28 protein-coding genes are annotated in these 26754 nt (G+C 65.3%); 15 read left to right on the top strand and 13 right to left on the bottom strand.

Annotated features, from left to right (window positions below):
* Positions 1–92: 92 nt before the first annotated feature.
* Positions 93–521 (bottom strand): hypothetical protein, encoded by a 429-nt coding sequence (locus LWC34_RS48060; protein WP_233732454.1) that lies wholly within the window; start codon positions 519–521, stop codon positions 93–95.
* Between LWC34_RS48060 and LWC34_RS48055 the strand changes: the two genes are divergently transcribed.
* On the top strand, positions 520–708 hold the full coding sequence (locus LWC34_RS48055) for a hypothetical protein (protein WP_233732453.1): 189 nt from the start codon (positions 520–522) through the stop codon (positions 706–708). The genes LWC34_RS48060 and LWC34_RS48055 overlap by 2 nt on opposite strands.
* Before the next feature lie 43 nt (positions 709–751).
* On the opposite strand, the gene pdxS is transcribed toward LWC34_RS48055, so the two are convergent.
* Positions 752–1657, bottom strand: coding sequence for a pyridoxal 5'-phosphate synthase lyase subunit PdxS (gene pdxS, locus LWC34_RS48050; protein ID WP_308200259.1), 906 nt, complete (start codon positions 1655–1657; stop codon positions 752–754).
* A 273-nt stretch (positions 1658–1930) separates the two neighbouring features.
* On the opposite strand from pdxS, the gene LWC34_RS48045 reads away from it, so the two are divergent.
* Complete coding sequence (locus LWC34_RS48045) at positions 1931–4048, top strand: elongation factor G-like protein EF-G2 (protein ID WP_233732451.1); 2118 nt, start codon at positions 1931–1933, stop codon at positions 4046–4048.
* On the opposite strand, the gene LWC34_RS48040 is transcribed toward LWC34_RS48045, so the two are convergent.
* From LWC34_RS48040 to LWC34_RS48020, 5 genes are all read right to left on the bottom strand, one after another.
* Complete coding sequence (locus LWC34_RS48040) at positions 4045–5010, bottom strand: NUDIX hydrolase (RefSeq protein WP_233732449.1); 966 nt, start codon at positions 5008–5010, stop codon at positions 4045–4047. The two genes, LWC34_RS48045 and LWC34_RS48040, sit on opposite strands and share 4 nt — an antisense overlap.
* Complete coding sequence (locus LWC34_RS48035; protein ID WP_233732447.1) at positions 5007–6137, bottom strand: glycosyltransferase family 4 protein; 1131 nt, start codon at positions 6135–6137, stop codon at positions 5007–5009. The genes LWC34_RS48040 and LWC34_RS48035 overlap by 4 nt, the downstream gene beginning before the upstream one ends.
* Positions 6134–7039 (bottom strand): phosphatidylinositol mannoside acyltransferase, encoded by a 906-nt coding sequence (locus tag LWC34_RS48030; RefSeq protein WP_233732445.1) that lies wholly within the window; start codon positions 7037–7039, stop codon positions 6134–6136. The genes LWC34_RS48035 and LWC34_RS48030 overlap by 4 nt, the downstream gene beginning before the upstream one ends.
* Positions 7036–7647 carry a phosphatidylinositol phosphate synthase gene (gene pgsA, locus LWC34_RS48025; RefSeq protein WP_233732443.1) on the bottom strand — a complete coding sequence of 204 codons (612 nt, stop codon included), beginning with the start codon at positions 7645–7647 and terminating at the stop codon, positions 7036–7038. The genes LWC34_RS48030 and pgsA overlap by 4 nt, the downstream gene beginning before the upstream one ends.
* Before the next feature lie 68 nt (positions 7648–7715).
* On the bottom strand, positions 7716–8210 hold the full coding sequence (locus LWC34_RS48020) for a MarR family winged helix-turn-helix transcriptional regulator (protein ID WP_233732441.1): 495 nt from the start codon (positions 8208–8210) through the stop codon (positions 7716–7718).
* An 88-nt stretch (positions 8211–8298) separates the two neighbouring features.
* On the opposite strand from LWC34_RS48020, the gene LWC34_RS48015 reads away from it, so the two are divergent.
* On the top strand, positions 8299–8850 hold the full coding sequence (locus LWC34_RS48015; RefSeq protein WP_233732438.1) for a YceI family protein: 552 nt from the start codon (positions 8299–8301) through the stop codon (positions 8848–8850).
* A 141-nt stretch (positions 8851–8991) separates the two neighbouring features.
* Here the strand turns inward: LWC34_RS48015 and LWC34_RS48010 are convergent, their stop codons facing one another.
* The 3 genes from LWC34_RS48010 to thrS are packed head-to-tail and all read right to left on the bottom strand — an operon-like array spanning position 8992 to position 11782.
* Positions 8992–9225: a hypothetical protein gene (locus LWC34_RS48010; protein ID WP_233732423.1), complete on the bottom strand. Its 234-nt coding sequence runs from the start codon at positions 9223–9225 to the stop codon at positions 8992–8994.
* On the bottom strand, positions 9222–9770 hold the full coding sequence (locus LWC34_RS48005) for an HIT family protein (RefSeq protein ID WP_233732421.1): 549 nt from the start codon (positions 9768–9770) through the stop codon (positions 9222–9224). The genes LWC34_RS48010 and LWC34_RS48005 overlap by 4 nt, the downstream gene beginning before the upstream one ends.
* Positions 9767–11782, bottom strand: a complete 2016-nt coding sequence (gene thrS, locus LWC34_RS48000) for a threonine--tRNA ligase (protein WP_233734111.1) — start codon at positions 11780–11782, stop codon at positions 9767–9769. Before thrS ends, LWC34_RS48005 begins: the two co-directional genes overlap by 4 nt.
* Positions 11783–12008: 226 nt before the next feature.
* Here thrS and LWC34_RS47995 point away from each other — a divergent pair, with 226 nt between their 5' ends.
* A complete protein-coding gene (locus LWC34_RS47995) occupies positions 12009–12632 on the top strand; it encodes a hypothetical protein (RefSeq protein ID WP_233732419.1) in 624 nt (207 codons plus the stop codon).
* A 282-nt stretch (positions 12633–12914) separates the two neighbouring features.
* Here the strand turns inward: LWC34_RS47995 and LWC34_RS47990 are convergent, their stop codons facing one another.
* From LWC34_RS47990 to LWC34_RS47980, 3 genes are all read right to left on the bottom strand, one after another.
* Positions 12915–13217 (bottom strand): hypothetical protein, encoded by a 303-nt coding sequence (locus LWC34_RS47990; protein ID WP_233731281.1) that lies wholly within the window; start codon positions 13215–13217, stop codon positions 12915–12917.
* A gap of 64 nt (positions 13218–13281) precedes the next feature.
* Entirely contained in the window at positions 13282–14157 is an 876-nt protein-coding gene (locus LWC34_RS47985) for an IS5 family transposase (protein ID WP_233731282.1), read from the bottom strand.
* A gap of 167 nt (positions 14158–14324) precedes the next feature.
* Positions 14325–14915 (bottom strand): DUF305 domain-containing protein, encoded by a 591-nt coding sequence (locus LWC34_RS47980; RefSeq protein ID WP_250109477.1) that lies wholly within the window; start codon positions 14913–14915, stop codon positions 14325–14327.
* Between the two features lie 153 nt (positions 14916–15068).
* On the opposite strand from LWC34_RS47980, the gene LWC34_RS47975 reads away from it, so the two are divergent.
* From LWC34_RS47975 to LWC34_RS47925, 11 genes are all read left to right on the top strand, one after another.
* Entirely contained in the window at positions 15069–16481 is a 1413-nt protein-coding gene (locus LWC34_RS47975) for an LVIVD repeat-containing protein (RefSeq protein ID WP_233732414.1), read from the top strand.
* Positions 16482–16626: 145 nt separating this feature from the next.
* Entirely contained in the window at positions 16627–17538 is a 912-nt protein-coding gene (locus LWC34_RS47970; RefSeq protein ID WP_233732411.1) for an ABC transporter ATP-binding protein, read from the top strand.
* A complete protein-coding gene (locus tag LWC34_RS47965) occupies positions 17531–18388 on the top strand; it encodes an ABC transporter permease (protein WP_233732400.1) in 858 nt (285 codons plus the stop codon). The genes LWC34_RS47970 and LWC34_RS47965 overlap by 8 nt, the downstream gene beginning before the upstream one ends.
* Complete coding sequence (locus LWC34_RS47960; protein ID WP_233732398.1) at positions 18385–18912, top strand: ATP-binding cassette domain-containing protein; 528 nt, start codon at positions 18385–18387, stop codon at positions 18910–18912. Before LWC34_RS47965 ends, LWC34_RS47960 begins: the two co-directional genes overlap by 4 nt.
* Positions 18913–18980: 68 nt before the next feature.
* Positions 18981–20165: an ISAs1 family transposase gene (locus tag LWC34_RS47955; protein WP_233722717.1), complete on the top strand. Its 1185-nt coding sequence runs from the start codon at positions 18981–18983 to the stop codon at positions 20163–20165.
* Complete coding sequence (locus tag LWC34_RS47950) at positions 20108–20695, top strand: ATP-binding cassette domain-containing protein (protein ID WP_233732395.1); 588 nt, start codon at positions 20108–20110, stop codon at positions 20693–20695. Before LWC34_RS47955 ends, LWC34_RS47950 begins: the two co-directional genes overlap by 58 nt.
* Positions 20692–21408: a DUF2705 family protein gene (locus tag LWC34_RS47945; protein ID WP_233732393.1), complete on the top strand. Its 717-nt coding sequence runs from the start codon at positions 20692–20694 to the stop codon at positions 21406–21408. The genes LWC34_RS47950 and LWC34_RS47945 overlap by 4 nt, the downstream gene beginning before the upstream one ends.
* Before the next feature lie 69 nt (positions 21409–21477).
* The gene (locus LWC34_RS47940; protein ID WP_233732390.1) at positions 21478–21846 is read left to right on the top strand and encodes a hypothetical protein; all 369 of its coding nucleotides are present in this window, start codon (positions 21478–21480) and stop codon (positions 21844–21846) included.
* A gap of 331 nt (positions 21847–22177) precedes the next feature.
* Positions 22178–23032 carry a helix-turn-helix domain-containing protein gene (locus LWC34_RS47935; protein WP_233732387.1) on the top strand — a complete coding sequence of 285 codons (855 nt, stop codon included), beginning with the start codon at positions 22178–22180 and terminating at the stop codon, positions 23030–23032.
* A 68-nt stretch (positions 23033–23100) separates the two neighbouring features.
* The gene (locus LWC34_RS47930; protein ID WP_233732384.1) at positions 23101–24942 is read left to right on the top strand and encodes a maleylacetate reductase and hydroxyquinol 1,2-dioxygenase domain-containing protein; all 1842 of its coding nucleotides are present in this window, start codon (positions 23101–23103) and stop codon (positions 24940–24942) included.
* A complete protein-coding gene (locus LWC34_RS47925; RefSeq protein ID WP_233732382.1) occupies positions 24939–26699 on the top strand; it encodes an FAD-dependent oxidoreductase in 1761 nt (586 codons plus the stop codon). Before LWC34_RS47930 ends, LWC34_RS47925 begins: the two co-directional genes overlap by 4 nt.
* Positions 26700–26754 lie beyond the last annotated feature (55 nt).

The following is a 26754-nucleotide window of genomic DNA, read 5'->3' as shown; positions in this document are numbered from 1 at the left end:
AGAGTTTGGACCGGCGATGATCGAGACCCCTTAAGGAAGACTTAGCGTGAGGCGAACGTCACAATCGGTCATGAGCTGGGGTTAGCTCGCGACTACGCGTTGTATCGGGCGACGGCGTGGAACGCTTCCTTCGGCTCCCAGCGATACGGCGAGTACGAATCCGCGTACTGCTCGCGGACAACTTTGACCAAGCTGAACGCGCCGATACCCAGTTCGCGCTGTCGGACCGGCGAATGCGGCGCCTCGGGGTTGATGAACGTATAGATGTGCGCCGGTATCCCCTCGGCGGCGAAGATCCGCAGCATCCGGGTGATGCGTTCGGCCTGGACGCGTTCGTCGCGCACGAATCCCGCCTTGATCACCGGCGGATCCTGCGTGTAGTCGACGATGTCGTAGCTACCAGCGCCGCGCTCGGACGCACTGGGATACGTGCAGCAGCCGAATTCCAGGATCGTGATGGGCTTGCCCCACTTGTGGGCCGAAGGGCAGCGCAATGCCACGCTCGACGAACTGGCGGACATGTTCCGGGACGGGCGGCAAGCGGGCGAGTATCGCAAGTTCGCGCCCCGGGTGATGGCGTTGGCGTTGATGGCGACGTTGGAGAACGTGCCGCGCGAACTCATGGAGCGATCGGATACGAAATTGGAAACCTTCACGACCGAACTGGCCGACCTGTTCGACCACGCGACGCGCAAAGACGCCCCGTGAGCGAGCGACGCTCACGGGACCCTATTTCGTATTTGGTATCCGATTACCAGCCGCGCTCGGCCAAGCGGTGCGGCTGCGGGATCTCGTCGACGTTGATGCCGACCATCGCTTCCCCGAGGCCGCGCGAGACCTTGGCGATGACGTCAGGGTCGTCGTGGAAGGTGGTGGCCTTCACGATCGCCTCGGCACGCTGCGCCGGGTTGCCGGACTTGAAGATGCCCGAGCCGACGAACACGCCCTCGGCGCCGAGCTGCATCATCATCGCGGCGTCGGCCGGGGTGGCGATGCCACCGGCGGTGAACAGCACGACCGGCAGCTTGCCGAGCTCGGCGACCTCTTTGACCAGCTCGTACGGCGCCTGCAGTTCCTTGGCCGCCACGAACAGCTCGTCCTCCGGCAGGTTCTGCAGGCGGCGGATCTCCTGGCGGATCTTGCGCATGTGCGTGGTGGCGTTGGAGACGTCACCGGTGCCGGCCTCGCCCTTTGAGCGGATCATGGCCGCGCCTTCGGTGATCCGGCGCAGTGCCTCGCCAAGGTTGGTGGCGCCACAGACGAAGGGCACGGTGAACTGCCATTTGTCGATGTGGTTGGCGTAGTCGGCCGGGGTCAGCACCTCGGACTCGTCGATGTAGTCCACCCCGAGCGACTGCAGGACCTGCGCTTCGACGAAGTGGCCGATCCGGGCCTTGGCCATGACCGGGATCGACACCGCGGCGATGATGCCGTCGATCATGTCCGGGTCGCTCATCCGGGACACGCCGCCCTGCGCGCGGATGTCGGCGGGCACGCGCTCGAGCGCCATGACCGCGACAGCACCGGCGTCTTCGGCGATCTTCGCCTGCTCCGGGGTGACCACGTCCATGATCACTCCGCCCTTGAGCATCTCCGCCATCCCGCGCTTCACGCGGGCGGTCCCGGTCTGCGGGATGGATTCTGGGCTGGTGGTCACGGAAGTCGTCCTCTCGACGTAACGATGGGTTCGTCTCGAATCGTACGGCGAGTGTGGCCACTTCCAACGGGCCAATCTGACCCGATATCATCAGGCCACTTCAACAAAGCCCCAGCGTGTGGCCCCTGTCACCCCTTAACGGCGGATTGCGACGCCGTTACTACCACTGGATGGCAGAGCACCTGCGGGGTTGTCCCCGACCTGCAAACGGGTGTGAGATCGAGCACATTGTGTCCTACGGCTGAACACTGTCCGTGCGGGAGGTTGAGGGCTATGGCTGGTAAGCACACCGAGAACGGAGACGTCGGAGCCGCGGTCGCTGTGGACGACCCTGCCAAAGTGCGCAATGTGGTCCTGGTGGGGCCGTCCGGTTCAGGGAAGACCACACTGACAGAAGCCCTGCTCACCGCGGCCGGAGTGTTGTCACGCGCCGGTTCGGTCACCGAAGGCACCACCGTCTGCGACCACGATCCAGCCGCTGTCCGTCAGCAGCGATCGGTCGGTCTGTCCGTCGCGCCGCTCATGCACGACGGCGTCAAGATCAATCTCATCGACACGCCTGGGTACGCCGACTTCGTCGGGGAACTGCGGGCAGGATTGCGTGCCGCGGACGCCGCGTTGTTCGTCGTCTGCGCGGCCGAAGGCGTGGACGCCGCGACTGTCGCCGTATGGGAAGAGTGCGCCGCCGTCGGGATGCCCCGGGCAGTAATCGTCGCGCGGCTCGATCACCAGCGCGCCGACGCCGAGAACGAGATCGCCGCATGTCGTGACGCGTTCGGCGCGGGCGTGCTCCCGCTGTATCTGCCGGCGAAGAACGGTCTGGTCGGGTTGATCACCCAGCGGTTCTACGACTACTCCGACGGCTATCCGCCGAAGATGGGCGAGCCGGATCCGGCCGATCTCGAGCGGATGGCCGAGGCACGCAACGAGCTGATCGAGGGCATCATCGCCGAGAGCGAGGACGAGACCCTGATGGACCGGTATCTCGCCGGTGAGGATCTCGACCAGGACACGCTCATCGAAGACTTGGAGAAAGCGGTCGCGCGCGGCTCGTTCCACCCGGTCATCCCGGTCTGTTCGACGTCCGGTGTTGGCCTGGCCGAAGTACTCGACGGGATCAAGCGCGCGTTCCCATCGCCCTTGGAGCACCCGTTGCCCGAGGTCACCGACCCGAACGGCAGGAACCGCGAGAAGCTGAAGGCTGATCCCGAAGGTCCGCTCGCGGCCGAGGTCGTGCGCACCGCGGTCGACTCGTACGTCGGGCGTGTGTCGTTGGTACGCGTGTTCTCCGGAACGTTGCGGCCGGAGCGTCCCGTGCACGTGTCGGGTCACGGCATGTCTGAGCGAGGGCACGAAGACCATGACGTCGACGAGCGCGTGGCGCACATTTACTCGCCGCTCGGTGCGACGCTGCGCGAAGTGCCGTACTGCGTCGCGGGCGACTTGTGCGCGTTGACCAAAGTTGGTTCGGCGGAAACTGGCGACACCGTCTCCGCGCCCGAACATCCGTTGCTGATGACGCCGTGGGCGATGCCTGAACCGTTGCTGCCGGTCGCGGTCGTGGCCAAGACGCGCAGTGACGAGGACACGATGGCGCGCAACTTGGCGAGGCTCGTGGCTGGCGACCCGACGCTTCGTTTGGAACGCAACGCCGAAACGCACCAGTTGGTGCTGTGGTGCATGGGCGAGGCGCACGCGGATGTCGTGCTCGCGCGCTTGCGTTCGGGCGGCGCGGATGTGGACACCGAGCCGGTGAAGGTCGCGCTGCGCGAGACGTTCGGCGGAACTGCGAAGGCGAAGGGCAGGCACGTCAAGCAGTCCGGTGGACACGGCCAATATGCGGTCTGCGACATCGTCGTCGAACCGTTGCCGCGTGGTTCCGGGTTCGAGTTCGTCGACAAGATCGTCGGCGGGGCGATCCCGAACCAGTTCATCCCGAGTGTGGAGAAGGGCATCCGGGCGCAGCTCGAGCGCGGTCTGCTGTCCGGCTATCCGGTGGTGGACATCAAGGTCACGCTGGTCGACGGCAAGGCGCACAGTGTTGACTCGTCCGACGCGGCGTTCCAGACCGCCGGGTCGATCGCCTTGAAGGAAGCCGCCGCGGCCGGGCAGATCACGTTGCTCGAGCCGGTCGACACGGTGCTGGTCCGGTTGCCTGACGAGCACTTGGGCACGGTACTCGGCGACCTTTCCAGTCGGCGCGGACGTGTGCTGGGTACCGAGGCGGACATGTCACCGGGCTACTCGGTGATTCGCGCCGAGGTGCCTGCGACGCAACTGATCCGATACGCGATCGATCTGCGGTCGCTCAGTTCCGGCTCGGCGACGTTCACCCGCGAGTTCAGCCGGTTCGACCCGTTGCCACAGAACCTTGTGGCCAGCATGACCTAGCGGACGGAGCGGGTGCGTCCGTCCCATTCGGACTCCAGCAGGGCCGGAAGCAACTCGGCGAGCTGGACGGGATAGACGGTGTCGGTGGTGGCGCGCAGATCGGCTGCGCTCCACCAGCGATGCTCGTCGATCGTGTCCAGTTCGATCTGGTTGAAGCCGGAGGTGTCCACAGTGGTCGTCGGGGTGGTCGCGACGAAGAACCATTCCTCGGCGTCGTAGCTGCGGCCGTCGAAACTGAACACCGCGCGGCGCCGCCAAACCGGCCCGGTCAACTGGTCGTCGGCCAGTTTGATGCCGGTCTCTTCGAACAGTTCCCGCAACGCGGCGGCCCGAATGTCCTCGTCCGGCTCGATCCCGCCGCCGGCGGTGAACCAAAATGTGTCGTCTTCGACGCCCGGATTGCATCCGTGGAACAGCAACACGCGACCGTCACCATCGAGCAAAAGCACGCGCGCCGACGACCGCGGCAAAGGTGCGACCTCGCCGTTCAATTCCGGTTCGGCGATTTCGAAGTATTCCGGCTGGGGCGCGGTTCCGGCGAGCTTGAGCCAGCGGACCGTTCGGCGACGACGCTGCGCCAAAGTGTCGCGGACCGCGTCATTGTGCACGCGGCGCGCGATGACGACGCGTTGTTCGGCGTCGACCAATTCGGCTACTAACGCAACTGGCAGTTGCCCCCGAACGACGACCGCGAGTTCGCGGCTGAGTTCGTTTTCCGCCGCTTCGCGGTCGTACCTCGGCGCGCGCTCGGCGTGGTCGGCGATCTCCCGAAGCGTTCCCGGCGCCGAGCCGGTCGCCGCAACGGCCCGCGCGACGACCGCGCGGCGCGCAAGTGCGGCCTCCAACGCGGCCCATGCGGCGTCGGATCGGATATGAAGTCGGTTTAGCCGGTTCGCCGTCGCCATCAACCACGCCACCAGGATCAGCACCAGCGGCACAACGATGAGCAGGGCAGTGGTCACAGCGCCTCGCCAACGTGCCGCGGGTCGGCGGCGATCGCGGTTTCGTAGACGCGCAAAACTTGGCCGGCGACGACCGACCAGTCAAACGCCGCAGCACGCCGCGAACCTTCGGCGGCCAATGTGGCGCGCCGTTCCGGATCGCTCAGCACACCGCGGAGCGCGCCAGCCAACGCAATCGGATTTCCTACAGGATGTAGGACTCCAGCCATGCCGTCATCGAGCACGCGCCGGAATGCGTCCAGGTCGCTGGCGACCACGGGAGTGCCCGCGGACATGGCTTCGAGCAGGATGATCCCAAAGCTCTCGCCGCCGGTGTTGGGCGCGCAGTACACATCGACGCTGCTCAACGCGCGCGCTTTGGTCTCGTCGTCGGCTTGGCCGAGCAGGTCGATCCGGTCAGCCAATTCCGGACCGGCCTCGCGCCGCAAATCATCCGCGTCGCCGCGGCCGACGACCAAAAGGCGTAGGTCCGGCATGTCCGTCAACAATTGACGCATGGCGGCGAGCAAAACCGGCATGCCCTTGCGCGGTTCGGTGAATCGGCCGACGAACCCGATTGTCGGGCCTTCGCGCGGATATCCGTCGAGCGGTTTCGCGTCGGCGAAGAACCGAACATCGACGCCGTTGGGGATTTGCACCGCATCTCCGCCGAGGTGCTCCACCTGAACCCGACGAGCCAACGCGGAAACGGCGATCCGTGCGGTGATCTTCTCCAAAAAAGGCTGAAGCACGACCTGGAAAGCGTTCAGCGCGCGCGATTTCGTCGTCGACGTGTGATACGTGGCGACGATCGGCCCCTCGGCGACCATCAACGCCAGCAGCGACAAGCTAGGAGCGATGGGCTCGTGCAGGTGCAGCACGTCGAAGTCGTGCTCACGAATCCACCGTCGTACTCGCGCGTACGACACCGGGCCAAACGACAACCGCGCCACCGAACCGTTGTACGGAATGGCGAGCGCGCGACCGGCGGGCTGCACGAAGTCAGGCAACGGGGTGTGCTCGTCGGCGGGCGCGAGGACGGCTACCTCGTGGCCCATTCCCCGCAAAGCCCTGGCCAGGTCGACGACGTGGGCCTGTACTCCCCCAGGGACCTCGAAGGAGTACGGGCACACGACTCCGATCCTCATTCGCCGAGCGCTTCCCTGCGTGCGTCCGAAAGATCAGCGATCCACAGTTTCTGCAGCATGTGCCAGTCGGCTGGATGTTCGGCGATGTCCTTGGCGTAGCCGTCGGCCAGCGCCTGGGTCGCGGCGGGCACGTCGGCACACGATTCGACCAACTGCGGCGAGTGAATCCGCAAACCCCAGCCGTCGTCGACGAAAAGGTTGTCCACGACAGCGAGCGCCGCGCCAGTGGTCGCCGCCAAGCGCGCCGGACCGGCGGGCATCCGGGTCTCCTCGCCAAAAAACGTCACCGGGATGCCGCTCTTGGTCAGGTCACGGTCGGCGACAAGGCATACGACGCCGTTCTTCTTGAGCCGGTCGATCATGCCACGGAAAGGGCCGCTGCCGTTGCCGGTCAACGGAAGTACGTCGAACCCGAGCGAGCGCCGGTACGCCAAGAACCGTTCCCAGACCGACTCGGGCTTGAGCCGTTCGGCAACAGTCGTGAACTCGCCGTAGTTCTGGGCCAGCCAGATGCCCGACACATCGAAGTTGCCCGTGTGCGGCAGCGCGAGCACCAGGCCCTTGCCGCGTTCCAGTGCCGCGTCGACCACGTCACGGCCGACCACCACCGAGTTGACCTGCTCGGCGATCGCGTGATGGTTCATGGTCGGCAGCCGGAAGACTTCCTTCCAGTACCGCGAATACGACCGGAGCCCCGCACGGACGAGGTCGTCCAGTTCCTTCGGCGACGCCCCGGGCACGACACGGACCAGATTGCGTCGCAACTGCTGAGCCCCTGAGCCGTTGCGCAGCACGGCCAGGTCGGCGCCTGCTTGGAACGCTGGGCGCGCGACGAACTCCGGCAGGACCTTGACCAGGCCCCATCCGGCGCCGTACGCGGCATCGACCAGCCGTTCCTTCACGCCATCTCCTCACGCGCCGCCTGCCACACCGCGACCATCCGCTGGATCACCGTCACCACGGACAACACCGCGAGGCCCCACAACGCGACGTGCAGGGCGTACGGCACTCCAAGCCCGAACAGCCCGGTACCTACCAGTGTGATGATCAAACGCTCGGCCCGCTCGACGATGCCGACATCCGCATGCAGCCCTGACGCCTCGGCGCGCGCCTTGACGTACGAGATGACCTGACCGCTGACCACGCAGATCAGCGCCGCGGCACCCAAGGTGTGGTTCTGCGCGACGGCCAAGCAATACCAGGCGACAGCGGCTCCGAGCGCGCCGTCGGCGATCCGGTCACAGCTGGAATCCAGCACACCGCCAAACTTCGTGCCCTTGCCCTTGGCGCGCGCCATGGCGCCGTCCAAGAGGTCGAGCATGGCGAAGCCCCACACCACGAATGTGCCTGCGACCAACTCGCCGCGGGGAAAGAACCACAGTGCGCCGGCGACCGCGCCGACCGTTCCGATGACGGTCATCGCATTCGGCGTCAGTCCGAGCCGGACAAGCCATGCCCCGATCGGATCGGTCACGCGCGAGACCGAAGCACGGGCGAAGATGTTCAGCATGAGGTCTCGGCGGGCACCCTGATCGACTCGGATAGCGGCAAACGCAGCCTAACCGCTGGCCCGCCCGGTCAGAACTCGGCCTGCAGCTCGACCTTGGCCCGATCACACTGTGGGGTGAGGCCCGCCTGGATCGCGGCGGTGATCTGGTCCAGCTGCTGGAGCTGTTCGGGCGTCAGCACGTCGAACAAGTGCTCGCGCACGGCCGTGACATGCCCTGGCGCGGCCTTCTCCAGTACCTTGAAGCCGTCATCGGTCAACTCGGCGAACTGGCCGCGCTTGTCGCTTTCGCAAGCCCGCCTGCGAACCCAGCCCGCTTCCTCCAACCGGGACACCGCGTGCGACAGACGGCTACGAGACGAACGACACATCGTGGCGAGCTCGCTCATCCGCAGCGAACGTCCGGGCATCTCGGAGAGCACGGCGAGGATCTCGAAGTACGCCAGCGGCATGCCCGAATCGCGCTGCATCTGCCGGTCAAGGTGTTCCATGAAGGACCCGGTCGCTCCCAGAAAGCCACGCCAGATCATCTGCTCGCGGCCATCAAGCCACCGGACCTCTGTCATGACTTCATCGTACCCCATGGTTGAACTCTAAACTAAATCGCGCTAGGGTCTGGTTGAAGTTTCAACGAGCCTACGGAGAAGGATAGACATGAGCACCCCGACCATCAACATTCCTGGCTACGTCGTCGGCACCTGGACGATCGACCCGATCCACTCGGACGTCTCCTTCACCGTCCGGCACCTGGGTGTCGCCAAGGTGCGTGGCCAGTTCAACACGTTCGCGGGCGAGATCGTCACCGCTGAGGACCCGCTGAAGTCGAGCGTGACGGCGACCATCGACGCCGGTTCCTTCCACACCCGCCAGGAGCAGCGCGACAACCACGTGAAGTCCGAGGACTTCCTGCACGTCGCCGACCACCCGGAGATCAAGTTCGTGTCCTCGGGCATTCGCCAGGACGGCGGCGAGAACTTCCTGCTCGACGGCACGCTGACCATCCGCGGCGAGAGCAAGCCGGTCACCCTCGCGCTGGAGATCAACGGCTTCGGCCAGGGCCCGGACGGCAAGCCGCTTGTCGGCATCTCGGCAACGACGCAGATCAGCCGCAAGGACTTCGGCGTGCACGGTGGCGCGGCCGGCGCGGCGGTCAGCGACAAGATCCAGATCACACTGGAGATCGAGGCCGGCCTGAAGTCCGAGTGACTTCGTCAAAAACCGGCTAATTGCGTGCCAACGCAAGTAGATACACCGGCTGTTGTGCCCCCGACACTCCCTGGTCGGGGGCACAGGCCTTGATAGCGTGCCCCAAGATCGCTTGGGGAGGGCCAGTCGGCGATGCAAGCATCAGAGTTCTCGCGCGCGTGCCAGAGCCTCGTGCTCGCGATGATCACCACGTGGCGTTGGAACCGTGGCGAGCACGAGCGGGCCGAAGCCTTCCATCAGCCGCTTGTAGTCCGTCGGCAGGGCATCCGGCCATTCATAGACATGGCTCGATGGGTCGTACGCCAGTTCGGACATCTCGTAGGCGAGTCCATCGGGGAATGAAGCCAAGACCGCCCGTAACCGCTCGACGCTCACGTGGTCTTCCACGCGTCCGCGAGCAGCTGACGGGTTTCGGCGAGCAACTGCGGCAGAACCTTCGTGTGCCCGATCACCGGCATGAAATTCGCGTCGCCGCCCCACCGGGGCACCAAATGCTGATGCAGGTGCGCCGCGATCCCCGCGCCCGCGATCACGCCCTGGTTCATGCCGATGTTGAACCCGTGTGGCGCCGCGACGGTCCGGCCGACGCGCATCGCCTGCTGCGTGAACTCGGCGAGCTCAAGGGTTTCCTGAACTGTCAGGTCGGTGTAGTCCGCAACATGCCGATACGGCACGACCATCAGGTGCCCTGGGTTGTACGGGTAAAGGTTCAGCAGCGCGTACACCAGTTCGCCGCGCGCGATGATCAGGGCGTCGACGTCGTCCAGTTCGACCACGCGGCAGAACGGGCAGCCCTCGGACTGGTCGTGGTCCGGCTTGTTCTCGCCCTTGATGTACGCCATCCGGTGCGGCGTCCAGAGCCGTTGCAGGGCGTCGGGCTCGCCGACGCCCTGCTGCTCGACCAGTTCGGGATCGGTCACAGCGTCGCCTGGACCGTTTCGGCCGTCGGCGAGCTGTTCTCGCGCCGCTCGGTCCACGCGGTGATCACGTCAACCGCCCGATCGACCGGGACACCGTTGATCTGGGTGCCGTCGCGGAACCGGAACGACACCGCGCCCGCCTCGACGTCCTTGCCGCCCGCGAGCAGCATGAACGGCACCTTCTGCATGGTGTGGTTACGGATCTTCTTCTGCATCCGGTCGTCGGAGAAGTCCAGCTCCACCCGCACACCACGGGCCTTCAACGCCTTCGACACCTGCTGCAGGTGCTCCGCGTGCTCGTCGGCGATCGGGATCCCGACCACCTGCACCGGCGACAGCCAGGCCGGGAACGCCCCCGCGTAGTGCTCGGTGAGCACGCCGAAGAAGCGCTCGATCGACCCGAACAGCGCGCGGTGGATCATCACTGGGCGCTGGCGTGAACCGTCCGCCGAGGTGTACTCCAGCTCGAAACGCTCCGGCAGGTTGAAGTCCAGCTGGATGGTCGACATCTGCCAGGTCCGGCCAAGCGCGTCCCTTGCCTGCACCGAGATCTTCGGGCCGTAGAACGCCGCGCCGCCCGGGTCAGGAACCAGCTCGAGGCCGGACTCCTCGGCCACTGAACGCAGCGTTTCGGTTGCCTGCTCCCAGATCTCGTCCGAGCCGACGTACTTCTCCTCGTTCTTTGTGGACAGTTCGAGGTAGAAGTCGTCGAGACCGTAGTCGCGCAGCAGGTTCAGCACGAAGGTCAGCAGCGACTTCAGCTCGTCGCGGACCTGCTCGGGGGTGCAGAAGATGTGCGCGTCGTCCTGCGTCATGCCGCGCACGCGGGTCAGGCCGTGGACCACACCGGACTTCTCGTACCGGTAGACCGAGCCGAACTCGAACATCCGCAGCGGCAGTTCGCGGTACGACCGGCCGCGCGACCGGAAGATCAGGTCGTGGAACGGGCAGTTCATCGGCTTGAGGTAGTAGTCCTGCCCAGGCTTGCGGACCGAACCGTCCTCGTTGAGCTCGGCGTCGAGGTGCATCGCCGGGTACATGCCGTCCTTGTACCAGTCCAGGTGCCCGGAGACCTCGAACAGCGTGCCCTTGGTGATGTGCGGCGAGTAGACGAACTCGTAGTCCTCTTCCTCGTGCCGCCGCCGGGAGTAGTCCTCCATGGCCTTGCGGATCACGCCGCCCTTGGGGTGGAACACCGCGAGGCCGGAGCCGATCTCGTCGGGGAAGCTGAACAGGTCGAGCTCGTTGCCGAGCTTGCGGTGGTCGCGCTTCTCGGCCTCGGCCAGCATCTCCAGGTAGTGATCCTGCGCTTCCTGGGATTCCCATGCGGTGCCGTAGATCCGCTGCAGCTGCGGGTTCTTCTCGCTGCCGCGCCAGTACGCCGCCGCCGAACGGGTCAGCTTGAAGGCCGGGATGTACTTGGTGGTCGGCACGTGCGGACCGCGGCAAAGGTCGCCCCAGACCTTGTCGCCCGAGCGCGGGTCGAGGTTGTCGTAGATCGTCAGCTCGCCGCCGCCGACCTCCATCACCTCGCTCGTGTCCACATCGGACTTGATGTCCACCAGTTCCAGCTTGTACGGCTCGGCCTTGAGTTCGTCCTTCGCCGCGTCGATCGACTCGACGACCCGCCGGGAGAACCGCTGGGCGCCCTTGATGATCTGCTTCATGCGCTTCTCCAGCGCCTGCAGGTCCTCAGGGGTGAACGGCTTCTCGACGTCGAAGTCGTAGTAGAAGCCGTCCTTGATGAACGGTCCGATGCCGAGCTTGGCTTCAGGGAACATCTGCTGGACGGCCTGGGCGAGCACGTGCGCGGTCGAGTGCCGGATAACCGAGCGGCCGTCCTCGGTGTCCGCCGCGACCGCTTCGACCTCGACATCCGCGTCCGGCGCCCATGACAGGTCGCGCAGCTTGCCTTCCGGGTCGCGGACCACCACGATGGCGTCCGGGCCTTTGGTCGGCAGTTCTGCCTCCCGCACGGCGGTGCTCGCCGTAGTCCCTGCCGGTACCACCACGCGCTTGGCGGGTACGGCCTGGACGGCGGGAGACTGGGACACGGTATTGCTCCTTCACGACGGTTTTCGGTGTGGGTTGGCATCGTATCGAGTGGCCGACCAGCCGGTTCTGCCCTGGGTCGCCCCTGGCAGTTACCGATTCGACAGCTATCACTCAGCTCACGCACAGTAACCCGGGTGAACCTGGAGACGTCATCGATTTTTCGCACGTCACGGGGAGCGACCAGTGTCCGACCAACCCAATGACCCACGACCGCAGGCTCAACCGAACGACCAGGACGCGCAGCCCGAAGCTCCCGCCCAGGCCACCACTCCACTGAACCAGCCGGAGCCCGCAGACCAGGCAGCCCCAACGGCGGCGGCTGGCCCTGATGGTGGGGGCTCCGAGGCTGCTGGCTCGGAAGCTGCTGCCCAACAGAACGCCCAGCCTCAGGCCGAGCAGTCTGACCAGACCTCGGCCCTCGGCGCCGAAGCGCCGCCGCCTCCCCCGCCGCCAACGCCTCCGGTTCCGCCAACTGCCGCTCGGACGCCAGGTGGGTTCGGCAGGTTCGTCCGGCGCCGGGCCACTCAGGTCGTGGCCGCGGGCCTTGTCGGCCTGGTGATCGGCGGTGGCGTGGTCGCCCTTATCGACAGGGACGGTCCGCGCGGCCGTAGTTACTACGGTTATCACCAGTTCGACCGTGGCCCGCGCGGCAACGGCCCGAACTGGGAGCAGCGTCCGTATCGCGACTACCGCGACTACCGCGATTTCCGGGACGCCCCGCGGCCTCCCCGCCAAGCACCGCAACCGCAGCCACCGACGACGGCACCGAGCACGCCAACTACGCCGCCCACGAACGTGCCCGGCTGACCTACATCAGACATCAGATAGGAAACCTGGTCTGGTCCGGCGGTCGGATGGGAGGACCCCACCGCGCTGATCGGATACGAAACCTGGTCGGGCGCCAGAGAAACCCTGGCGCCGCGCCCCGGTAGGCATCTAGGCCCTTTGATCGGATAGGAAACCTGATGCTGCAATCCGACAGGGGCCTGACACGGCAATCCGATCGGCGCCTGGCCCGGCGACCGAATAGGGCACCTGGCGTTCCGACTAGGGCCTGTTTTGGAAATCTCGTTGGTTAGGTCTGGCTGGTCACGGTGAAGGGAACTGGCCAGCCAGCCAGATGGTGAGGTCTTTGGCGATCTGGTTGCGGTCAGCACTGGTGGTCCGCGTGGGTTCCTGTTGGTCGGGGTGGTGTCGTTCGACCTCGTAGGTGTCGTCGTCGAGCAGGGACACGGAGGCGTACCAGCCCGCGTCCATGTCAGCGGGGTTGACCGTCAGGAAGGTGTTCTCGGGGTGGGCGAGGTCGGTGATGAGCATGAACAGAGCGTCTTCGGAGGGGTCCTCGATGTGGTCGCCGTTCTCGGTGTCGGCGATGTAGTAGTCGGCGGTCATCCCCAGGTCTCTCCCGATGTGCGAACCAGTGGGACGCCAGGATCGCACGCTGGCGTGGCGCTGGTCAGAGCCACTCGTTGATCGCGGCAACGGTGACGGTGGCCTCGTAGCGAACGGCCAGCTTGTCGTAGCGAGTGGCCACGGCCCGGTTGCGTTTGAGCCGGTTGATGCCGCACTCGACCGAGTGCCGTTGCTTGTAGACCTCGTGGTCGAACGCGGGAGGGCGACCGCCGTGCCTACCTCGATTCTTGCGGTGGCGGATCTGGTCGGCCTTCTCCGGGATGGTGCATCGAATCCCTCGGCGGCGCAGGTAGGCGCGGTTGGCGCGAGAGCCGTACGCCTTGTCGGCTAACACTTGGTCTGGACGGGTCCGCGGCCTGCCCGGACCGATCCGCGGCACACTGATCTGTTCCAGGACCGGCTGGAACTGCGGTGAGTCGCCCCGTTGCCCAGCGGTGACCACCACTGACAACGGCTTTTGTCCCTGTTCGGTTGCCAGATGCAGCTTCGTGGTCCGCCCACCTCGTGACCGGCCGATCCCGTGATCAGCCGGCTCGATGTCCACCCCGCCCGGCGATTCCCGCTGCAGATCTCCCTGATTTCGTGCGCCAGCGGCGTGCTGGTGCACGCGTGCGACCGTGGAGTCCACGCTGATGTCCCAGGTGATTAATCCGGCCGCGTCGGCCTGGGCCTGAAACTGGGACAGGATTTGCTTCCAGGTTCCGTCTCGTTGCCAGCGCCGGAACAGCCCATACACTGTCTGCCAGGGGCCGTAGCGACCGGGCAGATCACGCCACTGGATGCCGGTGCGGACCCGAAAACGGATCCCGTCGATGAGCTGTCGTTTCGGATGCTTGGGTGGCCGACCGGGCTTCTTGCCCTTGGGTAGCACCGCCTCCAGCTTCGTCCACTGCTCGTCCGTCAGATCGCCACGGCCCACCCCAAGATCGTTTCAAATCTAGATCAACTTCTAAAACAGGCCCTAGATCAGATAGGAAACCTGGTTCTGCGACCGGAAACCCGCGGTCCGACCGGCCGAGGCAGACGCGGCCGCCATCCAGCAGAGCGATCGGATACGAGATCTGATCGAGGAAAGAGGAAACAGGATCAGGGCGCGGTCATCGCCTTCATCTGGGCGATCTCCTTCTCCTGGGTGACGATCACGTCCTGGGCCATCTCCTCGACGAACACGTCCGACCCCGTCTGCAGCACGTCGGTCGCCATCGACAGCGCGCCTTCGTGATGCGCGGTCATCAACTGCAGGAACAACTTGTCGAAATCCGGGCCGCTCGCCGCGCGCAACGTGGCGAGCTGTTCGGGCGTCACCATGCCCACCATCTGCTCGTGACCGCCGTGCGCCGCTCCGCCGCCGCTGCCATTCTTGGACAGCCAGGCTTCCATCGACTTGATGTCGGGGCCCTGCGTGTCGGCGATGCGGCTCGCGAACGACTTCAGCGTCGGGTTCGCGCCACGCTCCGGCACCAGGCCGGTCATCTCCAGCGCCTGCTGGTGATGTTTGATCATCATCCGGATGTACCGGAAGTCGGCGTCGTTCGGCTGGTTTCGCGGCATGTCCGCGGGGGTTTGCCCGGGCTCCAGCGTCTTCGCGGGCTCGCCTGGTTTGCCCGGCACGATCACCCCTGGGGTGTCACTCACCGGATTCGGCTCGGCCGTACACCCGACAACCGTAAGTGTCACAGCGAAACCAACTATCCACGCGCTCCTCACAGTGCGTAAAAGTACAGGACACCAATCAGGTTGGTTTCCTACTTTCGGATGCTTTCAGTAGCTAACTGATACGGAATACTGTCTCCCACCCGGCGTGTCCAGCGTCGGGCGAGAGGAGCTGACATGGGGGCGAAAGGTAGATCGCTCGCGCTGCTTTCAGCCGCGGCCATAGCACTACCGGTGATCATCAGCACGCCGGCAGCGGCTGCTGAGCAGAGCGGCATCCCCAGCATCGACGAAGTCCGGCACAGCTGGAACATCCGCCAGCTTGCCAGCCTGCCGAAACAAGCGCCGTTCAACGTCCCTGAAGCGTTGAACACCGACATGGCATTCAGTGGCGACAAGGCGTTTGTCGGCAACTACAACGGATTCACCATCTACGACATCCGTAACCCACGGAAGCCGAAGCTGATCAGCCAGGTCTCCTGCCCCGGCGGTCAGAACGACATCTCGGTCTCCGGCAACCTGCTCTTCCTGTCCACCGACTCCTCACGCAGTGACGACTCCTGCAACAGCGTGAGCAAGCCCGCGTCGGAGAAGACGGCATGGGAAGGCATCAAGATCTTCGACATCAGCGACGTGCGTGCGCCGAAGTACGTCGCGGCGGTGGAGACGAACTGCGGTTCGCACACCCACACGCTGGTCCCTGACAACAAGTCCAAGGACCTCTACCTCTACGTCTCCTCCTACAGCCCGCGCGCGGAGTTCCCTGACTGCTCACCGCCGCACGACCTGATCTCGATCATCAAGGTGCCGGTCAAAAACCCGGCAGCCGCGGCGATCGTGGCCAAGCCGGTGCTGTTCCCGGACGGCGGTAACGCCGGTGTCCCCGGCACCTTCCCGGACCGGTTCGTGACGCCGACCTCCGGCTGCCACGACATCACCGTGTACCCGTCGAAGGATCTCGCGGCCGGTGCCTGCATGGGTGACGGCATCCTGTTCGACATCAAGAACCGCGAGAAGCCGCGTGTGATCAACCAGGTGCAGGACAACAAGAACTTCGCGTTCTGGCACTCGGCGACCTTCAACAACGAGGGCACCAAGGTCGTGTTCACCGACGAGCTCGGTGGTGGCGGCCGTGCGACCTGCAACGAGCAGATCGGCCCGGAGCGCGGCGCGGACGGCGTCTACGACATCACCGGTCGTGGTGACAACCGCAAGCTGGAGTTCCGCAGCTACTTCAAGATCCCGAGGCCCAACGCGGAGTCCGAGGTGTGCGTCGCGCACAACGGCTCGCTGATCCCTGTGCTCGGCAAGGACATCATGGTCCAGGCCTGGTACCAGGGCGGGATCTCGGTGTGGGACTTCACCGACTCCAAGCGGCCGAAGGAGATCGGCTACTGGGAGCGCGGCCCGGTCTCCAACACGCTGACCACCGCGGGACCGTGGTCGACGTACTACTACAACGGGCACATCTACTCGTCGGACATCGAGAAGGGCTTCGAGGTCCTCGAGATCGTCGATCCCCGGGTTCTCTCGGCGAAGTTCGTGAACATGAGGGAATTCAACGCGCAGACCCAGACGCATTTCTGGTGATCTGACTTTCCTTCCACCGAAGCCGGTGCGACGACGAGTCGCACCGGCTTCGGCCTTTTTCGGGCATATCCCCTAGGGGCACGGCCGCTTTTTCCAGGGACGGTGCCGGATGCCTTGATCGGCCGGGCTCCGTAACGTGCTCCGCGTGAACCTGATCGAGACCGAGTCACTGGAGAAGCGGTACGGCGGCACGGTCACCGCGCTCGCCGACCTCACGGTGACCATCGAACCGGGCATCGTGGGGCTGGTCGGCGCCAACGGTGCAGGCAAGAGCACGCTGATCAAACTGTCGCTGGGGTTGCTCGAACCGACCGGCGGCAAGATCCGGGTACTGGGGTTGGACCCGCTCACTGATGGTGACGCCGTCCGTGCACGTGTGGGCTACATGCCCGAGCACGACTGCCTTCCGCCGGACGTGTCCGCGGCCGAGTTCGTCACCCACATGGGACGCGTCAGCGGGCTTCCGCCCGCCGCTGCTCGCGAGCGGGCGTCGGAGACGTTGCGGCACGTCGGGTTGTACGAAGAGCGCTACCGCCAGATCGGCGGCTACTCGACCGGCATGAAACAGCGGGTCAAGCTTGCCCAAGCGCTTGTGCACGATCCCGAGTTGCTGCTGCTGGACGAGCCGACGAACGGGCTCGATCCGGAAGGCCGCAGGGCGATGCTCACCCTGGTGCACCGGATCGGCAGCGAGTTCGGCATCTCCGTGGTCGTCTGCTCGCACCTGCTCGGCGAGATCGAGCGGATCTGCACGTCACTCGTCGCCATCGAAAACGGACGACTGCTGCGGTCGGCGAGCTTGTCGTCAATGACGCAACACAGCGACATCTTGATGATCGAGGTCGACGACGGCGAGGACGCGCTGACCGACCGGCTGGCGAGCAGCGGTCTCGCGGTGCGCCGCAAAGACCGCGTGCTGATGGTGACGCTCAACGGTGACGCCACATTCGACACGATCCGCGACGCGGTCGCGGACCTCGACCTGTCGTTGCACCGTCTTGAACAGCACCGTCACCAGGTCGCCGACCTGTTCCGGGAGGAGGTCAGCCATGCCTGAATCGGGTGTCATACACGACATTGGATATCAGAGATACGAAGGCCCGCGGCTGAGCCGCCGTTATTCGGCGTGGTCGATCTACGTGCACAGCCTGCGCAGCGCGTTCGGGCTTGGCCGAACGGCGAAGGCGAAGATCCTGCCGCTGGGCATGCTCACGATCGCCAGCATGGCGTCGCTGATCATCGTCGTCGTCAGCAGCCAACTGCCCGAACCGGTGCTGACGTACGTCGGACTCGTGTCGACGTTCTCGTACGGAATCACCGCGTTCGCCGCGATCGTCGCTCCCGAACTGGTATCCCGCGATCTGCGCAACAGCTTGCTGCCGCTGTACTTCTCGCGCCCGCCGCACCGGACGCAGTACGCGTTGGCAAAATTCGGCGCGCTGATCTCCGCTGTCTTCCTCATGTACGCCGGTCCCCTGCTGATCATGTTCATCGGGCTCGCGTTCAGCACCGGCGGGCTCGGTGAGGTCTTCGGCGAACTCGGCGACCTGATCCCCGGCGTGATTGTCGCCTTGATTCACGCCATCGTGGTCGCGGCGATCGCGTTGCCGCTGGCGTCGTTGACCGGCAGGCGAGTGTTCGCGACCGGTCTCATCATCGCCGTTTTCCTGCTCAGCGCACCGGTTTCCGGCGCGCTGCAGTCGTTCAGCTCGGGTGACGCGGCATACCTGGCTGGCTTGCTCAACCCGGTGAACCTTCTGAACGGCGTCGACGAGTGGCTGTTCGGCACTACCGACGACCTCACTCTGATCGGCCCGTACGGCCCCGTCTACGGCGTCGCCGCGCTGCTGCTCGCGGTGCTGGGCACGGCAGTGCTCATGTGGCGCTACAAGAAGGTGAAAGCATGACCGCCACCGCAATCGAACCAGGGGCGACCACGAAAATGGCCACAGTGGAGCTGACCGGGGTTTCGCACTGGTACGGCAATGTCGTCGCGGTCAACGACGTCACGCTGACAATCGGCCCCGGCGTCACCGGCCTGCTTGGTCCCAACGGCGCAGGCAAAACAACAGTGCTGCACATGATGGCCGGTTTCCTCCCGCCATCGCAGGGAACCGTCACCGTCGGCGGACGCCCGTCCTGGCGCAATCCTGACGTGTACAAAGAACTCGGGCTGGTCACCGAACGCGAAAGCGTGCCAGGCTACCTGACCGCGCAAGAGTTCGTCTACGCCAGCGCGAAGCTCCACGGCCTGCGCGACCCCGCAGCCGCGACAGCCAAAGCGCTTGGCATCGTCGAGATGAACGACGCCAAGGACCGCCGCATCTCCACCTACTCAAAAGGCATGCGCCAGCGCACGCGGGCAGGGCTAAAGCAAAGTCGGTTGATCTTGGGAGTGGTGGGGCGGGGTGAGGTTTTCCCTGGTGGGTAAGGAGATGCGGCCCTTCGATGGGACGATGTGAGTTCTCACGCTCTTGATCGTCTGTCGAAAGGCCGCTGGTGTCAGTGTCGCATGCCGTCTGCGTACCCGTCGATGCGTCGGTCATGATGGGCTCGGCTGAGCTAGCCGACTTGGTCGCGTTGCTGGGCAAGGTCGCCGATCCCCGTAAACGCCGGGGGATTCGGCATCACATCGCCACGGTGCTGGCCGTGACGGTGCTGGCGGTATTGGCGGGGGCGAAGAACTACCGGGAGGCCGGTGACCGGGCCGAGGACTTGCCGCAGGAGTTGCTGGAGCTGGTCGGGGCGCGGCGGAGCGTCCTATCGGGACGGCGTGTGGCGCCGAGCGCGGACACGATCCGCCGGGTGGTCGAGTCGGTGGACGCCGAGGCCGCCGACAGGCTGGTGTGCCACTGGCTGGCTGATCGAGCGATGGCCCTGGCCGGCGACGACGGCTGTGCTGGCTTCGACGGGGTGGCCATCGACGGCAAGGCCGTGCGTAATTCCGGTGGTGTGCGCCTGTTCTCGGCGATGCGTCACGGCCAGGCGGTGGTCATCTCGCAGATCCGGGTCCCCGACGAGACGACCGAGACCACGCAGGTCAAGTCGTTGCTCACGGGTATGGATCTGGCGGGTGCGGTGGTCACGGCCGATGCCGCGCACACCCAGCGCGACACCGCGCGGCACCTGGTGTCCGACAAGCAGGCGGACTACGTGCTTGCTGTCAAAGGCAACCAGCCGACCCTGTTGGCCCAGGTCCAAGCCCTGCTGCCGCCTGCTGCCCCAGGGTCGGAGGACCATGTGGACGACGAGCGCAGCCACGGGCGGATCACCCGCCGGGCCATCTGGGCGACCGTCGCCGAGGGCGTCGATTTCCCTCATGCCGCCCAGGTCTTCCGCATCCGCCGGGACGTGTTCAACCTCGCCGGGCAACGCGTCCACAAAGAGATCGCATACGGCGTGACCAGCCTGAACACCGAGCGAGCGTCCGCTCGGGACATTGGTGGCCTGGTACGGGGTCAGTGGGGCATCGAGAACAAAATCCACTGGGTCCGCGACGTCGTGTTCGCTGAGGACCACCAGCACGCCTACACCGGCAACGGTGCTCACGCCATGGCCATGCTCCGCAATCTGGCCATCGGCCTGATCCGCCTGGCTGGACTCACCGAGATCAAACGCACCCTGGAATGGATCGCCGCCGACCGCATGAGAATCCTCCCGCTCCTGGCCGCATCTACCCCCTGAACAGCAACAACGACTTTGCTATTGCCCTGCGCACGCGGGTCGCCGCAGCGCTCGTGCACGACCCGTCGGTCTTGCTGCTGGACGAGCCATTCAACGGAATGGACCCACGCCAGCGCCTGCACATGATGGACCTGCTGCACACCATGGCAGGCGAGGGCCGCACGATCCTGTTCAGCTCGCACATCTTGGAAGAAGTCGAGCAACTCTCCGGGACCGTGCAAGTTATCGTCGCGGGACGGCTGGCCGCGTCCGGCGACTACCGGCACATCCGGCGGCTGATGACCAACCGGCCGCACGTGTTCACCATCCAGTCGTCCGACGACCGCACGCTGGCGGCGGCGCTGATGGAGCTCACGTCGGTGTCCGGAGTGGAGCTTGAGCCATCCGGCCTACAGGTCCGCGCGAACGACTACGGAACCTTCACCCGCACGTTGACGAAGGTCGCGCGGGACAAGAACATCCGGCTGACCGCGGTGCTGCCGTCCGACGAGTCCCTTGAAAACGTCTTCTCCTACCTGGTGGCGTCATGAACCTCACGATCGCCGGTCTGACCGCACGGGCCCTGCTGGGCAGGCGGCGGGTCCTGTTGTTGCTGCCGATGCCCGCGTTGCTGATCGGCTTGACCCTGATCGCCAACAGTTCACCGGCCTCGCCAGACGAGTGGGGACCGATCGTGCTGGGCCAACTGGGCCTCGGCGTGATCCTGCCGCTGACGGCGTTGATCGTCGGCAGCAGCGTGCTCGGTCTGGAGATCGAAGACGGCACGATCACGCACATCCTGGCGAAGCCGTTGCCACGCAGCGAGATCATCGTGGCGAAGCTCGTGGTGGCGTGGGCGGTCACCGCGGTGACGACCGCGGTTCCGCTCGGTATCGCGGGCTTGATCACGGACTCAGGCCCGACGGGCATCGGCCTCGCGCTCGGCGCGGCCGTGGGTGCGCTGGCGTACACGGCGTTCTTCTTGGCGCTGAGCCTGATGTCGCGCAGGCCGGTCGCGGTTGGCCTGATCTACATCATGCTGTGGGAGAACTTGCTGGTGCAGTTCGTGTCCGGGGCACGGGCGCTGAGCATCCAGCAGTACTCGGTCACGCTCGCCGACGGCTTGGCAGGCAACACGCCGCTGCTCAACTCGAACCTGTCGACCATCACGGCATCGATCCTGGCCGCCGCGTTCATCGCGATCGGCACGGTCATCGCCACGCAACGGCTTCGTTCCTTCGCTCTGACGGGTGAGACGAGCTGAAGTCTTGGGGGTTATCCCCCACCAGGAGACCGGGTGGTATCCAACCACCCGGTCTCTTACTTTTCAGGTATGGCAACAAAAGCCCTGGACCCGCTCGGCGCAAACGGTTGGCGCCGAATAGTTTTCATGTACGTCGGCCCTGGCAAACGCCGCCAGTGGGCCACCCGTCTCGGCCGACCAGGCCGCCGGACACCGCCCGTGCTGACCGCGTTCGCGGGCTTCCTCTCGATCTTCCTGTCGCTGTTCGTCGGCTACCTGATCGGCAGAATCGCCACCTACGGCGTGTTTTGGCGCGAAGGGCACGAGGCTGGCGCGTGGGGCGGACCGACGCTCGCCGGAGCATGGGTGACCCACGCGATCATCGCAGCTCCAGCCGTGGCTTTGGCGATGTGGCTGCTGGTCCCGATCACCAACCTGATCATCCGCGGCCTGCGCTGATCCGCGGCGCCGCCGACCGCACATTTCTCGCACCGGCCACTGCCCCTGCCGCACAACGCGTGGGATGGTTTCCAGGCTGCCTTCATCGAAGTACCGCGCGAAGACCCATCAACGCTCTGGCATTGCAAAGGCGCGACGGTTCCGCCAGGCCCCTTCAGCCACCGGATTGCCGCCCAGGCGTGGTCCGACGGGCCGGCGGATTGGACCGTCGCGAGGATCGATGTCCGTGACTTCCTGGCGTGGTTGTTCATCGCCATTTCGTCACATCAACATTAATTGCGGCAGTAGTCCTCAACGCAGTTGCACTATTCTGAAGTGTGGAGGTGTTCCAATGGCTGAGCTGGGAGTTGCCGACACCAACGGCATTCTGGCGATGCCGTGGATCAAGCCGGAGCGGACAAGCGCGGACCTGGGCTGGGAACACGTTTACGTCTCCAAGCAGCGCGAAGTGCCCTATATGGCGACCTTCAAGGCCGCCGCGAGCCATCAGCTGATCATTCATCTGGTCAAGCCGGTCAAGGTCCGGCGTGGGTCGTCGCGGCCGAAGAACATCCTTCCTGGCGAAATGTTCCTGCAGCCCGCGCATGGCGAGCTGTCCGTCGAGGTGGGCGGTGAGCTCGAGACCCTGCACGTCTACGTCGCGGACGAGGCCTTGCAGGCAGGTCACGACCGGCCGGTGCGGTTAGCCGAGGAACTGGGCACGACCGATCCGTTGCTCGAGCAGTTGGCATTGGCTTTGGACACGACCATCCGTGACTGGGAACCGAGCGCACGGACCTATGTGGACCAAATCACCGCATTGATTGCCAGTCAACTGATCCGGCAGCACAGCGTCAGCCGTCCGGCACCGGAACCAAGGGCCACCGGGCTTTCCCAACGGCAGTTCGACCAAGTGCGTGACCTGTTGGCCGAACGGTTGAATGAACCGGTTCCATTGAAGGACATGGCCGCCGTCGCCGGGCTTTCGGTCAGCCAGTTCTCCCGCCAGTTCAAGGTCACGACGGGGTTCGCACCCCATCGGTTCCTGCTCAAGATGCGGCTGAAACAAGCCGAATTGCTCCTGCGGACCGGATCCGCGCCCATCGCGGACGTCGCCGCGGCGTGCGGATTCACCCATCAGGAGCATATGACCAGGGTCATGCGTACCCATCTGGGTACAACGCCAGGAGCGCTGCGCACCGGCTGAGCGTTTTGTGCAGCCGACACAGCAGGATTGTGCAGGAATGATGACAATCCGACCCTGATACTCGGCCAATGACGTCATTCACCTACTCGGCGGGCCCAGCCCGGGTGGTGTTCGGATCCGGCACGATCGCCGCGCTACCTGACGAGGTGGCCAGGCTCGACGCGTCCCGCGCACTGTTCATCGGCACACGCAGAACGGAACCCGCGTACGCCGCACTTGGCCCGTTGGCGGTCGCGCGGTTCGAGAACCCGACGATGCACACTCCCGTCGAGGTGACCGAAAAGGCCTTGGCGGTGCTGCGTGAGCACAATGTGGACTGTCTGGTCGCGGTCGGCGGCGGTTCGGCGATAGGCCTCGCCAAGGCATTGGCGTTGCGCACCGATCTACCGCAGATCGTCGTGCCGACGACTTACGCCGGATCCGAGGCGACGCCTGTCCTTGGTCAGACGGCTGATGGCAAGAAGACGACGATCCGAAATCCTGCCGTACTGCCCGAGACGATCGTCTATGACGTCGACCTGACGATGGGCCTTCCGGCGAACCTGTCGGTCACGAGTGGCATCAACGCGATGGCGCACGCCGTGGAGGCGCTGTACTCGCCGGACGCCAACCCGATCGTCGACCAATTGGCGCTCGACGCGATTCGCCGATTGGCGCGCGCTCTTCCCAATATCGTATCCGATCCGAAAGACCGTGCGGCGCGCGAAGACTTGCTACAGGCCGCGTGGTTGGCAGGAACGTGTCTCGGCTCGGTCAGCATGGGACTGCACCACAAACTCGCACATATGCTCGGAGGCACGTTCGGCCTGCCGCACAGCGAGACGCACACCGTTCTCCTCCCCCACGTCATGGCTTACATGGCGCCAGCGGCGATGGACCGGATCGCCGACGCGCTGGGCGTCGGCGATGCGCCGACCGGCGTCTATGACCTGGTCGTCGACCTCGGCGGCCCTACTTCGTTGAAAGAGTTGGGAATGACCGAGCAGCAGCTGGACACAGTGGACGAATACCGGCAGGTGCTTGACGAGGCGTGGCGTGGCGACCGTCCACAGCAGACTGGCGTGCCGGACGTCGGCAAACTGACCCAGCAGGTCGTCAACACTATGCAGGGCGACAATCCACGCACCCGTGAGCTGCTGCAGGATCTGGTTCGTACGTTGCACGCGTATGTGGTGCGCAACGATCTGACCGAGTCGGAGTGGATGCACGCCATTTCGTTCCTGACCAGGACAGGCCAGATCACGACAGAAACGCGCCAGGAGTTCATTCTGCTGTCGGACACGCTCGGGATTTCCAGCGTCGTGGATGTGCTCAGCAACTCGCGCACACCCGACACCACGCCGTCCGCGGTGCTCGGCCCGTTCTACACCGAAGGCCCGCCTGAGCGCGAGCACGGTTACGACATCGCCGAAGGCCTGCCGGGCATGCCGGTATGGGCGGATGTCCAGGTCGTCGACACGCACGGCAAACCGGTCGCCGACGCCATTGTGGACGTGTGGCAATCCAATGAGGACGGCTTCTACGACGTGCAACTGCCCGACCTGGACGGCCCGGTGTTGCGTGCCCGGTTCCGGACCGACGCCGACGGACGGCTGCGGTACTGGTCCATCGTTCCTGTTTCGTATCCGATACCTGATGACGGACCGGTCGGCGAGATGCTCCGCGCGGCCGCCAGGCACCCCCACCGTGCGCCGCACATGCACTTCATGATCGCCAAGCCGGGGTTCCACAAGCTCATCACCCAGCTGTTCGTCAGGGGCGGCGACTATTTGGACTCCGACGCGGTCTTCGGCGTCAAGGACGACCTCATCGTCGATTTCCCCGAACAGCACGGCCCCACTCCGGACGGCCGGGAGGTCTCCCGCTGGTCCCGGCTTGACTTCGTATTCCGGGTCACGGAGGGACAATGAGTTACGACACCGATGTCGTCGTTGTGGGCAGCGGCCCGGCGGGCGGCGCTGCCGCGTTGGCCTTAGCGACGTATGGCACGCGCACGCTGCTCGTGAACAAGTACGGCTGGCTGGCCAACACGCCCCGGTCGCACATCACTAACCAGCGGACTATGGAGGTTTTGCGCGACCTCGGCGTGGAGCGGGACGCGCTGGTCAGCGGTACGCCGCCGAACCTGATGGGCGACACGGTGCTGTGTACGTCGCTGGCGGGCGCGGAAATCGGCCGGATCGCCACCTGGGGAACGGGCGACCACTCGGCGACCGAGTACACCGCGGCCAGTCCGTGCCACATGATCGACCTGCCGCAGACCTATCTCGAGCCGATCCTGATCTCCAACGCCGCGGCCCGCGGCGCGAAGATCCGGATGGACACCGAGTTCCTCGATTTCACCCAAGACGAGGACGGGGTGACCGTGCGTTTGCGTGACCGCGTGCGCGGTGACGAATACAGCGTTCGTACCCGATATCTGATCGGTGCCGACGGCGGCCGTAGCCAGGTGGCCGAACTGGCCGGCCTGCCGATCGCCGGTCAGACCGGCAAAGCGGGCAGCATGAACATCGTGTTCAAGGCGGACCTGAGCCGCTACGTCGCACATCGGCCGAGCGTCCTGTACTGGGTGATGCGGCCGGGCGCGCACATGGGCGGGATCGGCATGGGCCTGGTCCGGATGGTGCGGCCGTGGAACGAATGGCTGCTGGTCTGGGGTTACGACGTCGAGCAGCCACCGCCGGAGGTCACCGACGAGGAAGCGACCGCGATCGTGCGGGACCTGGTCGGCGACCCGGACCTCGCGGTCGAGATCGACTCCACTTCACTGTGGACGGTCAACCACAACTACGCGACAACGTATTCGAACGGTCGCGTGTTCTGCGCGGGCGACGCCGTGCACCGCCACCCGCCGTCGAACGGACTCGGTTCGAACACGTCCATTCAGGACTCGTACAACCTGGCGTGGAAGCTGTCGATGGTCATCCGCGGTGAAGCTGGTCCTGCGCTGCTGGATTCCTACAGCGCCGAGCGCGCGCCGATCGGCAAGCAAGTGGTCGACCGGGCGAACCTGAGTCGTGACCAGTTCGGGCCGATCTTCCAGGTGCTCGGGATCGGTGGCGACACGAGTTCGGAAGGCATCGAGCAAGGGCTGGCCGCATGCCTGGCCGAGACCCCGGAAGGCGCCGAGAAACGACGCGAGCTGGAAGCCGCGATCCGGCTCAAGAACTACGAGTTCAACGCGCACGGCGTCGAGATGAATCAGCGATACGTCTCCTCCGCGGTGCTTGACGACGGTTCCGAGCAGGAGATGTGGGACAAGGACAGCGAGCTGTTCCACCAGCCAAGCATCCGGCCGGGCGCGCGGTTGCCGCACGTATGGCTGGTCGGGGCGGACGGCAAGCGGGTGTCCACACTCGACTTGGTCGGCCGCGGCAAGTTCACCCTTGTCACAGGGCTCGCCGGAGCCGCATGGGTCGAGGCCGCCGGTAAAGTGGCTGCCTCACTGGGGATAGACCTGAACATCGCTCGGATTGGCGCCTCCGGCGCTCGCGACTCGTACGGCAACTGGCATCGGATGGCGCAGTTCCCGGAGGACGGTTGTCTCCTGGTCCGACCGGACGGCTACATCTCGTGGCGACAGGAGTCGCCGGTCGACGCCGAGGCCAACCTGGCTGACGCGCTGCGATCCGTACTTGACCGGGCAGAGGTACCGGTAAACCGGTAAGGCGCCTTTCAAGATCTTTCGTAACCAGCAGGGTCGTCGGTCGTTCATTTCGATC

Source organism: Kibdelosporangium philippinense, from assembly GCF_021390435.2.
Lineage (GTDB): Bacteria > Actinomycetota > Actinomycetes > Mycobacteriales > Pseudonocardiaceae > Kibdelosporangium > Kibdelosporangium philippinense.
The sequence above is the reverse complement of the archived record's forward strand: the minus strand, read 5'-3'. Positions and strand labels throughout refer to the sequence as shown.

Bases quoted from the DNA above. Each gene is read 5' to 3' on its own strand.
- LWC34_RS48055 (WP_233732453.1), top strand. From the start codon at position 520: ATGTTCCGGGACGGGCGGCAAGCGGGCGAGTATCGCAAGTTCGCGCCC.
- LWC34_RS48060 (WP_233732454.1), bottom strand. From the start codon at position 521: ATGTCCGCCAGTTCGTCGAGCGTGGCATTGCGCTGCCCTTCGGCCCAC.
- LWC34_RS48045 (WP_233732451.1), top strand. From the start codon at position 1,931: ATGGCTGGTAAGCACACCGAGAACGGAGACGTCGGAGCCGCGGTCGCT.
- LWC34_RS48035 (WP_233732447.1), bottom strand. From the start codon at position 6,137: ATGAGGATCGGAGTCGTGTGCCCGTACTCCTTCGAGGTCCCTGGGGGA.
- pgsA (WP_233732443.1), bottom strand. From the start codon at position 7,647: ATGCTGAACATCTTCGCCCGTGCTTCGGTCTCGCGCGTGACCGATCCG.
- LWC34_RS48020 (WP_233732441.1), bottom strand. From the start codon at position 8,210: ATGACAGAGGTCCGGTGGCTTGATGGCCGCGAGCAGATGATCTGGCGT.
- LWC34_RS48015 (WP_233732438.1), top strand. From the start codon at position 8,299: ATGAGCACCCCGACCATCAACATTCCTGGCTACGTCGTCGGCACCTGG.
- LWC34_RS47990 (WP_233731281.1), bottom strand. From the start codon at position 13,217: ATGACCGCCGACTACTACATCGCCGACACCGAGAACGGCGACCACATC.
- LWC34_RS47975 (WP_233732414.1), top strand. From the start codon at position 15,069: ATGGGGGCGAAAGGTAGATCGCTCGCGCTGCTTTCAGCCGCGGCCATA.
- LWC34_RS47965 (WP_233732400.1), top strand. From the start codon at position 17,531: ATGCCTGAATCGGGTGTCATACACGACATTGGATATCAGAGATACGAA.
- LWC34_RS47960 (WP_233732398.1), top strand. From the start codon at position 18,385: ATGACCGCCACCGCAATCGAACCAGGGGCGACCACGAAAATGGCCACA.
- LWC34_RS47950 (WP_233732395.1), top strand. From the start codon at position 20,108: ATGGATCGCCGCCGACCGCATGAGAATCCTCCCGCTCCTGGCCGCATC.
- LWC34_RS47945 (WP_233732393.1), top strand. From the start codon at position 20,692: ATGAACCTCACGATCGCCGGTCTGACCGCACGGGCCCTGCTGGGCAGG.
- LWC34_RS47940 (WP_233732390.1), top strand. From the start codon at position 21,478: ATGGCAACAAAAGCCCTGGACCCGCTCGGCGCAAACGGTTGGCGCCGA.
- LWC34_RS47935 (WP_233732387.1), top strand. From the start codon at position 22,178: ATGGCTGAGCTGGGAGTTGCCGACACCAACGGCATTCTGGCGATGCCG.
- LWC34_RS47930 (WP_233732384.1), top strand. From the start codon at position 23,101: ATGACGTCATTCACCTACTCGGCGGGCCCAGCCCGGGTGGTGTTCGGA.
- LWC34_RS47925 (WP_233732382.1), top strand. From the start codon at position 24,939: ATGAGTTACGACACCGATGTCGTCGTTGTGGGCAGCGGCCCGGCGGGC.